The sequence below is a fragment of the Methylobacterium mesophilicum genome (assembly GCF_036441335.1).
GTDB lineage: Bacteria > Pseudomonadota > Alphaproteobacteria > Rhizobiales > Beijerinckiaceae > Methylobacterium > Methylobacterium mesophilicum_B.
This window is the reverse complement of sequence record NZ_MLBW01000011.1, coordinates 17579-26596: the sequence shown is the minus strand read 5'-3', so window position 1 is coordinate 26596 and position 9018 is coordinate 17579. Positions and strand designations below refer to the sequence as shown.

General features: G+C 66.4%; 13 protein-coding genes and 1 tRNA gene. 5 read left to right on the top strand and 9 right to left on the bottom strand.

Annotated features, from left to right (window positions below):
• Window positions 1–269 precede the first annotated feature (269 nt).
• The 4 genes from MMR14E_RS08240 to MMR14E_RS08225 all read right to left on the bottom strand — a co-directional run bounded on the left by MMR14E_RS08240 (window position 270) and on the right by MMR14E_RS08225 (window position 3439).
• On the bottom strand, window positions 270–1028 hold the full coding sequence (locus MMR14E_RS08240; RefSeq protein WP_331313658.1) for an SDR family oxidoreductase: 759 nt from the start codon (window positions 1026–1028) through the stop codon (window positions 270–272).
• A gap of 17 nt (window positions 1029–1045) precedes the next feature.
• A complete protein-coding gene (locus MMR14E_RS08235; protein ID WP_331313657.1) occupies window positions 1046–2260 on the bottom strand; it encodes an ABC transporter substrate-binding protein in 1215 nt (404 codons plus the stop codon).
• Between the two features lie 318 nt (window positions 2261–2578).
• A complete protein-coding gene (locus MMR14E_RS08230) occupies window positions 2579–2797 on the bottom strand; it encodes a hypothetical protein (protein WP_331313656.1) in 219 nt (72 codons plus the stop codon).
• 567 nt (window positions 2798–3364) lie between these two features.
• A tRNA-Thr gene (locus MMR14E_RS08225) sits at window positions 3365–3439 on the bottom strand.
• A 209-nt stretch (window positions 3440–3648) separates the two neighbouring features.
• On the opposite strand from MMR14E_RS08225, the gene MMR14E_RS08220 reads away from it, so the two are divergent.
• The gene (locus tag MMR14E_RS08220) at window positions 3649–3909 is read left to right on the top strand and encodes a hypothetical protein (protein WP_331313655.1); all 261 of its coding nucleotides are present in this window, start codon (window positions 3649–3651) and stop codon (window positions 3907–3909) included.
• Window positions 3906–4109 (top strand): hypothetical protein, encoded by a 204-nt coding sequence (locus MMR14E_RS08215; RefSeq protein WP_331313654.1) that lies wholly within the window; start codon window positions 3906–3908, stop codon window positions 4107–4109. The genes MMR14E_RS08220 and MMR14E_RS08215 overlap by 4 nt, the downstream gene beginning before the upstream one ends.
• An 889-nt stretch (window positions 4110–4998) precedes the next feature.
• Here MMR14E_RS08215 and MMR14E_RS08210 read toward each other — a convergent pair.
• The 4 genes from MMR14E_RS08210 to MMR14E_RS08195 form a co-directional block, all read right to left on the bottom strand.
• Window positions 4999–5448, bottom strand: coding sequence for a MucR family transcriptional regulator (locus tag MMR14E_RS08210; protein WP_331313653.1), 450 nt, complete (start codon window positions 5446–5448; stop codon window positions 4999–5001).
• A 343-nt stretch (window positions 5449–5791) separates the two neighbouring features.
• Window positions 5792–6262 carry a hypothetical protein gene (locus MMR14E_RS08205; RefSeq protein WP_331313652.1) on the bottom strand — a complete coding sequence of 157 codons (471 nt, stop codon included), beginning with the start codon at window positions 6260–6262 and terminating at the stop codon, window positions 5792–5794.
• A gap of 159 nt (window positions 6263–6421) precedes the next feature.
• Window positions 6422–6622: a hypothetical protein gene (locus MMR14E_RS08200; RefSeq protein WP_331313651.1), complete on the bottom strand. Its 201-nt coding sequence runs from the start codon at window positions 6620–6622 to the stop codon at window positions 6422–6424.
• A 140-nt stretch (window positions 6623–6762) separates the two neighbouring features.
• Entirely contained in the window at window positions 6763–7134 is a 372-nt protein-coding gene (locus tag MMR14E_RS08195) for a hypothetical protein (protein WP_331313650.1), read from the bottom strand.
• 155 nt (window positions 7135–7289) lie between these two features.
• Between MMR14E_RS08195 and MMR14E_RS08190 the strand changes: the two genes are divergently transcribed.
• Together MMR14E_RS08190 and MMR14E_RS08185 are read left to right on the top strand one after the other, a co-directional pair.
• On the top strand, window positions 7290–7547 hold the full coding sequence (locus MMR14E_RS08190) for a DUF4926 domain-containing protein (protein WP_331313649.1): 258 nt from the start codon (window positions 7290–7292) through the stop codon (window positions 7545–7547).
• Complete coding sequence (locus MMR14E_RS08185; protein WP_331313648.1) at window positions 7534–7887, top strand: DUF6883 domain-containing protein; 354 nt, start codon at window positions 7534–7536, stop codon at window positions 7885–7887. Before MMR14E_RS08190 ends, MMR14E_RS08185 begins: the two co-directional genes overlap by 14 nt.
• A gap of 107 nt (window positions 7888–7994) precedes the next feature.
• On the opposite strand, the gene MMR14E_RS08180 is transcribed toward MMR14E_RS08185, so the two are convergent.
• Complete coding sequence (locus MMR14E_RS08180; protein ID WP_331313647.1) at window positions 7995–8183, bottom strand: hypothetical protein; 189 nt, start codon at window positions 8181–8183, stop codon at window positions 7995–7997.
• A gap of 230 nt (window positions 8184–8413) precedes the next feature.
• Here MMR14E_RS08180 and MMR14E_RS08175 point away from each other — a divergent pair, with 230 nt between their 5' ends.
• Entirely contained in the window at window positions 8414–8674 is a 261-nt protein-coding gene (locus MMR14E_RS08175) for a hypothetical protein (RefSeq protein ID WP_331313646.1), read from the top strand.
• Window positions 8675–9018: the final 344 nt, after the last annotated feature.

The window sequence follows — 9018 nt, the reverse complement described above, 5'->3', positions numbered from 1 at the left end:
TCTGAACTCCGCATTCATCAAATTTTAATCTTGAAATGGCCCAGCTTGTGCCGGATTTAATCCGTGAAATCCCAGATACAATTCAGAAATACTTGTTTTTAGCTTGGCCGTGACGACACTCATCCTTCGCACCTGAACGGCGGATGAGTGCGCCGCACCCCGGGCCGGGACGTCCCGGCCTCTCGGCCGATCGATGGGCATCGCGGCCGGCCGGGCCGACGGTCGCCGCGCGCGTCGCGCCCCGTCAGAGCGCGCCGCGACGGCCCCGCTCAGAGCTTCACGCCCTCGAGATAGCCGCGGTTCCAGGTGGGGCTGATGAGGATCTCGTTGACGCAGACGGAGGCCGGCAGGCGGGCGACGAACAGGATCGTCTCGGCGAGATCCTCCACCTGCAGCATGCGTCCGCGATCCTCCGCGGTGACGGGAACCGGCCGCTTGTCGAGGAGGGGCGTCGCGACCTCGCCGGGGCAGATGCAGCAGGACCGGATCCCGTGCCCGCATTCCTCCTGGTTCAGGCTCTCCGAGAGCGCCACCAGCCCGTGCTTGGCGGCGGAGTAGGCGGGTCCCGTGAGTTTGGACACGTAGCGGCCGGCCCAGGAGGAGACGTGGACGATCAGGCCGCTCCCCTGCGCCCGCATCGTCGGCAGCACGGCCCGCGACGCGTAGAAGGGGCCGTTCAGGTTGACGCCGACCACGGCGTCGATGCCGGCCGGCGTGATCGCGTTCCAGCCGCGCTGCGGCACGTTGAGGCCCGCGGAGTTCACCAGCAGGTCGCAGCGCCCCCAGGCGGCGTGGACCGCCTCCCAGGCCCGCTGCACGTCCTCGGCCACGCCCATATCGGCGGGGGCGACCAGGGCCTCGCCCCCCGCCGCGCGGACGAGATCCGCGGTGCGGTCGAGGGCGTCCCGCCCCCGGCCCGTGAGCGCGAGCCGCATGCCGGCCCGGGCCAGCGCCAGGGCGGTCGCCTGCCCGATCCCGGATCCGGCCCCCGTCACCCAGGCGACCTGCCCGTCGAGCGCGCGCATCATGGCGTTCGGCTCCGTCGCTACGGCTTGGCGACGAGCGGGCAGCCGCCGTCGGCCAGGGGGCGGAAGGCCTGCTCGGCGGGGATCGTCTCCAGCACCTTGTAGAGGTCCCACGGGCCCTTCGACTCGGACGGCGCCTTCACCTCGAACAGGTACATCGGGTGGGTCTTGCGCCCGTCAGCCCGGACCACGCCCTTGCCGAACAGCGGGTCGTCGGTCGGGTTGGCCTTCATCCACGCCATGGTCTTCTGCGGGTCCGTCGACTTCGTCGCCGCCACGGCCTTCAGGTAGTGCAGGAGCCCGGCATAGACGCCCGCATGGTTCATCGTCGGCATGCTGTTGCCGTTGCGCGGGTAGAACCGCTCCGCGAAGGCCCGCGTCCCCGGGTTGAGATCCCAGTAGAACGACTCGGTCAGCACCAGTCCCTGCGCGGTCTGCAGGCCGATCGCGTGGACGTCGACGGCGTAGATCAGCAGGGCGGCGAGCTTCTGGCCGCCGTCGGTCAGCCCGAACTCGTGCGCCTGCTTGACCGCGTTGACCGTGTCGCCGCCCGCGTTGGCCAGACCCACCACCTTCGCGCCCGAGGCCTGCGCCTGCAGCAGGAACGACGAGAAATCGGTGGCGGGGAACGGCACCCGGGCTGCGCCCAGCACCCGCCCGCCGCCCTGGTCGACCACCGCGGTGGCCTCGTTCTGCAGCGAGAGGCCGAAGGCGTAGTCGGCGGTGAGGAAGTACCACGTGTCGCCGCCGCGCTTGAGCATGGCGCCGGCCGTGCCATGCGCCAGGGCGTAGGTGTCGTAGGTCCACTGGATCGTGTTCGGCGAGCACTGCTTGCCGGTCAGCTCCGTGGTGCCGGCCCCCGAGTCGATGAAGATCTTGTTCTTCTCGCGGGTGACCTGGCTCACCGCCAGCGCCACCGAGGAGGTCGGCACGTCGAGGATCGCGTCGACGCCGTCGCGGTCGTACCATTGGCGGGCGATGGCGGCGCCGACGTCGGGCTTGTTCTGGTGGTCGGCCGAGACGATCTCGACCTGCACGCCCGGCTCGGTCTTGGCGAAGTCCTCCACGGCCATCTGGGCGGCGACGACGGAGCCCTTGCCGCCGGTATCGGCGTAGACGCCCGACATGTCGTTGAGGACGCCGACCTTGACGCGGATCGGCTCGGCGGCGGCCGGTCCGGCGAGCGCGGCGAAGCCGATCGCGACCGAGAGGACGCAGCTCCGGATCAACGCCATGGCAGACCGTCCTCCGCGGCACGTTCTTTCTTTCGGCCAGGAGGCCACGCTGGCATCCCAGCGTCAAGCAGCGGTCCGCGACCGGATCCGGGACCCGCGAGACAGGCCGGGGCCGGATGTGTCGCGGCGGCGGTGCCGACGGGATCGGGCCGGTGCGTCCTCGCGAGGCCGCCCGTCGGGACATCTGGGCCGGTGCGAAGACCGGGCCTCCGCCCGGTCGCGGGCGCGCCGGCGGAGCGCCGCAGGCGGCGGTTCCGGAGGGGCAGCCCGACGGGACAGGGCGGGGCCCGACCGCGGCCGCGGTCGGGTCTCACGCGCTCAGCGGTAGACGGTGCAGCCGTTGACGTCCCCGCTCGGCAGGAACTCGCAGTTGGTGACCGGCGGGATGATCCCGTCGTCCGTCAGGGTCGAGACGGCCGCCTCGCTGATCGGCGGCGAGGTCAGCATCACGGCGCCGAACGCCAGGCTGGCGGCGGCGAACGCGAGACTGAACAGCAGGACGTTGCGCCGGAGCGCGGGAAGCCGGGCGGTGGCCATGGATGTCCTCCCAAGCGGCGCAGTCTCTGCGCCAGCGGAGAGGCTAGGCTGCGGGGTGTCGGGGCGCGTCCCTCGAACGGGGGACGGGGGCGTGATTTCGCGCGACCCCTGACCGAGGGTTCGCCGGGCTCCGGGCGGTCGCGCCCGCCGCGGGGGGCTCCACGCCCGCTCACCAGAGTCTTGAGGGGGTCACCAGGTCGCGGGCGTGGAGGTCGATCACCGTCGACCTCTCGACCATGGCGCCGATCCGGCCGGCGCGGTGTATCATTTTGTAACATCGGCCGTCGCTCGCGCATTCGTGCAATCCGCGACGCCGACGGCGATCCACGCCCGCCCGCTCCGGTCGGAGTTGGTGCTGAGCGGGCGTGGACGGCCGGAGGGGGCTTAGGCCACCGACAAGCTCGGCCGTAGCCGACGGGCGTTGCCGGATGATGTCCACGCCGCGCGGGCGCCGCCGCCCCAGTCCGGGGAGGTCGGCGAGCGGCCTGCGCCGCTGTCCCCCGAGACCCCGGTCGGGACTCCGGAGCCTCCGCCGAGGCGAGGGCAGCCCTCCGGTCTCGAAGTTCGTGGTGCCGGCGGAGGGGATCGAACCCCCGACCTTCGGTTTACAAAACCGCTGCACTACCGCTGTGCTACACCGGCAGGCGCCCTGAAACCATTGAGGAAATTGGCGGTTTCGGTGCGTCAGGAGCGTCTTTGACTACGTTTGGAGGCGTTTCGTCAAGGCACAGAACTCGGCACATTCCGTTCACTGCTCGTTCGCGCTACCCTCTGAACGAGCCCAACCAGCCGACCCCCGAGGAAATCGGGGGTCGGCACAAGACTCGGCACAGCCCACGGCACAGGATCGAATGGCTAAGGAACCCGCGACCGTCTCCGAGCTGCGCAAGTCTGCCGAGGTCAGCGATCAGGAGGTCGACGCCGCGGTCGACGCCGTCCTCGCGGACTTGGCGACCGACGCATACCCGCTCGCGAAGGGCTGGACCCTCGACCTCGTCGAGACGCTCCGAACCAACACCCGCGCGGCCGAGGCGCTCACCACCGACAAGCCCGCCTGGAAGCGGAACATGGTCCGGACCGCGATTCTGCTGGCTCATCCGGTGAAGGGATGAGCGAGACCGATTCGAGCGCCGACCGCGCGGCGACCATCGAACGTCTCTCCGAGCGGCTGAGCGGCTTCGTTCAGGGAATCGGGATGAGCGGCGCGGACGCGCGCGAAATCATCGACCGCGTGATTGCGTCCGACCCTCAAGCCGGGGATGGCGACCTGATGGCGAAGGCACGCACCTGGATGCTGATCGCGCTGGGGTAGTGGCATTAGCGACGAGGCCGCCACGATCATGGAGGCGAAGACGGTGCCCCGGGCGGCCGGCGTCGCGGTGGCGTCGACCGTCGACGCGATCTCCTCGGGATAAGTCGTTCTTCAGCTTCTAAGTTGTGGCGCCTCGCTGCGAACCACGACCAAGAGCCGCCTAGCAGGGGCAGACGAGGCGCGGCAGGCTGGCTCACAGAGCATCCTTCAGTTGTAGGCGCGCCATCGACCCGTATCGTAGGCCCTGGCGAACGCACCAGGGCCTCAATGACGGCAGCTTCCGCCAAAGGCCGCGTACGATTTTCATTTCTCATATCGGCCATCATCATCACAAAAAGCTAGACCCAATACGCAAGCGCAGGGCTAACCAAAGACGAGACGCCGATAATAGTCGCGATCGAAGCAAATATCATCTTTTTCATCCTGCAAGATCCAGACATATTGTTATCAGAAAGGTCGGATTTGTCCGACGGCGTTGATTTACAGTGCAGAGCACTTTTTGAAAGTGTTAAAAGACACAATTAAGCGCCTGCGCGGACGAGGCCACGCCTCAGGATCAATAATAAGGTCGCTTTCGATTGAAAAGCTTACGGTATGGTTCATCGTCGCGAGGTGCCCGGCCGCGCCAGGATCTCCGCCCACGCGCCCTGGCGGCGCTGACGTTCGAGCCGCCGACCGCCGTCGAGCTCGCTGGGCGCGCTGGAATCCCTGGCCGTGAGCGCGGCATGCACGCCGCCCGCGCGCTGGCACACTTTGAGGATGATGGCCTCGCGGTCAGCGAGTTGCGCCGGAACGTCACCCGGTGGCGCTCCGCAGGGCCGGCGCGCCATGCCTCAGCGCTGGTCTAGCCAGGCGAGATGACCTCCGACGAGGTTGGGCGCATCTGGATCTACGTTCTTCCTGCAGTTCGAGCGGCCGAGCGGTGGGCGTGACGGAGCTGCAAGCTTGTAGCGATGGCAGATCGCCTCTCCGAATAGCCGGGAGCTACCATCGGGTAGTCGCGAGGAAGGCCCCACTTCGCCCGGTACGTTTCCGGGGTCAGGCCACAGGTCGTCAGGTGCCGTTTGAGGGTTTTATAGCCCTTCCCATCTTCGAAGCTGATCAGCGCCTCGTGCGTGATGGAGTTTCGGATCTGCGCCTGCGAAACTCTTCCGGCCGTCGCAATGCTCGGCGTCTCAGGCGCTGTGAGGCCGATAAGAGCATCGGCAGCACTGGCGATCAGCGCAGCTAGGTCCGAAGTCGGCACGTTGTTATGCTTTACATAGGCGCTCACGATTGTGGCAGTCAGACGTGTATAGTCGGCCGGCGAACCCGCGCCGGTAATGCTGTGTTGGTTCACGGTGCCCCCACCAGTAGTAGACCAACGCCGTAGTATCACAATTCTAAAGGCAAAATCTGAAGTTGTGAAGATTGTATCCAATTGTTGCCCCGCGAGCACAATAACTACTTACGAATGACAATTTCTAGAAGCCATTCCATCAGAAGTAGGCAGATTGATCGATCATTTTAATGTATGATTCGATACAAATGAACGACCTATTAGCCGCAACTAAGGGCAACTTGGCTTTCCGAGGACTAGAACTGGGAGATCCGTTCCAATGGTTGTGCCGTTTGAACGCAGTGCGGCTTTAGGTCATCCGATGCGTACCGAGCCGTTACGCTCGATGGCGTCTTCGGACGCCTCACGACGGTGACGTGCTCGTGGACATTGGTGTCAGTTCCCGCTTCCGCACGATTCGTGCGCGATCCCGAAGGGTGATCTCGTTCGCTGGCCACTCTTTGCAGGCGGCCTCGAACGCAGCGATCGCCACGGTCAGCGGGTAGATGGTCGCGAGGTGCAGCTCGAGCTTGCCGCCGATCCGGTCCCAGACCTCGATCGTGTATGGCACGCCCGGCGGCACCGGCGGCATCTTCTTGGCGGCCGGCGGCAGCGTGATCGCGGCGAGACAGAGGTGCTCGTATTTCCGCGCGGGCGGCGCCCCGGGCGCGCGCTGATAGCGGCAAGAGGCCGTCAGGTGTCGCAGCAGGTCGATCGTCGAGATGTCGGCCCCGTAGCGGTCGATCAGGCTGGCGATGGTGTAGCGGCCCGAGCGCTTGCAGGTCGCGCAGTCGACGTACACCCGACCGGGCCCCGCATCCCCCAGGCGCCCCATTCTGGTGGCCCTCCGCTCGCGAACGAACACGGAACAAGCCCGAGGCGGCCGCTTCCTTCAAGATGCTCGCGCGGGCGATCTTCGCGACCGGTGGACGAATGTGAATGGCGGCCGATTTCGACTGCCGCAGCATCAGCTTGCCCGGAACAGGCGATCCGATCAGATCAGTCCGCCGCCCGTTGGCCCGCTGGTCAGCGTCTTGCCCGCCCGGGTCACCAGCTTCGAGAACGCCAGCGCGGCGGCCGACGCTTGCGCCTCGGACGGGAAGGTCCGGTCCGACTCCATCACCGTCAGATGCGCCGCGTCGAGGAGCACCCAGGTCCAGAGGTGGCGGCCGGTGGATCGGATCTCGAAATGCATGGATGGCTCGGTATGCGAGTGGACATACCGGCACCTTGCGCTCGGAAAAGGCGTGGGGTGTTAATGGCTTGGCCAGCGCAACATCCTGCGCCGGCTCACCACATGGTTGCCCCCGACATCCTCTCAGATCACAGGCGGGATCAGCCGCGCTCCTTGGCCGCGATCTCCCAGATCGGCGGCCCCCAGGTCTGACCGGGCTTCGTCCGGTAGCCGGAGAACCGGTCGAACACGATCCGGTCCGGCTCTACGCCGACGACCTTGCTGTCGTTGACCATCAGCGCGCCCGCATACTCGACGCGCAGGAAGCCGTGCTCCGGGTGGACACCGAAGAGCTGCGGCGCGGTCCAGCCAAGCCGGTGCGCCTCCGCGCCGTGCTGGTCGAGGAAGGCCAGCGCGTTCGTCCGCATCGCCGCCCACCGCGCCGGGGTCAGGTAGCGGCACGGCGAGGCGTGCTCGGACAGGCGCTCGATCTGGTCGCGCCAGGAAGCGACGGCGGGCGGGAGGTTGGACATGCCAAGGGGGCTAAGGGCGCAGGCTTAACGGAGCGTCATCACACCGCGCCCAGCAAGGCGGCGGGAATTTCGTGCGTGCGCGTGTCGCTGACACCGTACCCTCTGAGGGTACGATTCCGATGGAACGGCGGCGACAACCAGGGTATTTGATACCCATGTCGTTCGAGTACACCTACCGGGTTTGGCAGACCGAGCCGCCGTCGAGCCTACGGGATCTCGATGATGTGGTGCTGCTCTTTGATGCCGTTACCGATGATGGCGACACGATCCTCGCGGGCACCGAAGGCACGGTTGTAAGCGTACATGGGGAAGGCGAAAGCTACGTCGTGGAGTTTTCCGAGCCACTCGGAGCTCTGGTGACGGCACTCCCGCATCAGCTGCAGCTCGTGAACAGGCTCGATGGTGAGCCCTAAGCTCGTCCCGGTCCTCTTTACGATCGATGCGCCGAAGGTTTCAGCCTACCTTCTAAATCTCGAAAGCAAGCGCGGAGCCTCGAAGGCGAAATACCTGATGCGGTTCGGCTTCACGCCCGCCGAGCCCAAGGTGCTCGCCGACGCTTTGGCAGCACACGCGATAGGCAACTTCCCTGGCATCGCGCAGCCGCAACCAACGGGTCCTGTCCGCATTCGGTTCGAAGGCCGCGTGCGGGCGCCGGACGGCCGCGACATGCCGCTCGCAACCGTGTGGGAGGCTACCGAGACGGAAGGCGAGCGGCGAATGCGCTTCATCACCGCCGTGCCACTGACTCGCTGAACCCTTAGACACTGCCATCCCGGCGGCTATCCTGCCGGGATGCGCATGGCCAAACCCCACTCAACCCCGCCCCGATCTGCTCACGAGGCGGGGGATCAGTTGTCCGGTCAAAAGCGGCGCATGTAATCCCCGAGTGCGAGGCTCATCCCTGCTTGGAAGCCGATGTGCCATGCCCGGACTTCAGCAGGTAGCATGCCGGCTCTCAGGTGCTCCTGGGCCACGATAATCCCGACCTCCTCGAGCCGGCGCACGAGGCCCTGAACGCTTCCGGTCTGTGGGCTCAGCGTCTTGATCATCTCGGTCGCCGCAAGCCGTCCAGCCTTTTCACCCCGAACGGCAGGAGAATGCGGGTCGCTCTGCGACGGCATGGGGGTCGATCGCCTCTCCTGCGGGAGCCGAATTGCAGCGCGGCTCGCGTGCCTAGATGGCGAGCGTCACTTGCCGGATCGTTTGAGCATCCTCTACGCGTGCGTCCCGAATTGAGAACGGGCAGCGGCGTGCTGCCCGGCGGCAGGGGGCTGTCAGAGTGGACGACGAGGACTACGACTTCGAGAGCTCACCCCTATCGGGCATCTTCACGCGCGACGGGCATGAGGTTGAAGTCGAGATCTTCCGCTTCGCAGGGACGCAGGATCGCTGGCGGATGGAGGTGATTCACTTCTCCGGCTGCACTCGCTGGCACGACACGTTCGCGACGGATGCGGATGCCCATGCGGCCTTCCTTGCAATGATCGAGGCGACGGGGATCGGCCCCTTCGTGGGCGATCGACCCAATGCGGTGAACTGACCGCGGCACGAGGAACAAAATAGCCCGCGTCGGCGGACCGGGCGGGCTAAGTTGGGGCTCGGGAGGAGCACCGAGATTACGCCATCGAGGATCCTCCGCCTTAACACCCGGCAAAGTTCATCGCGATCGCACGAAAAAGCCCGCACCGGCGGACCGGGCGGGCTAGAGGTTAAGGAAACTCGGTGCGTTACGCCGAGTGACAGCCGGAATAGTACCAGCCCTTCCGGCGGAGGAGACGTCGCCGCGGTGACAGATCCATCCGACCGAAAAGCCGACCGCGGCTACCAGGACCAACAATGCGCCGCGCGGCGGCGGAGCTGAAGACGGTCTGTTTTGAGGCTAAT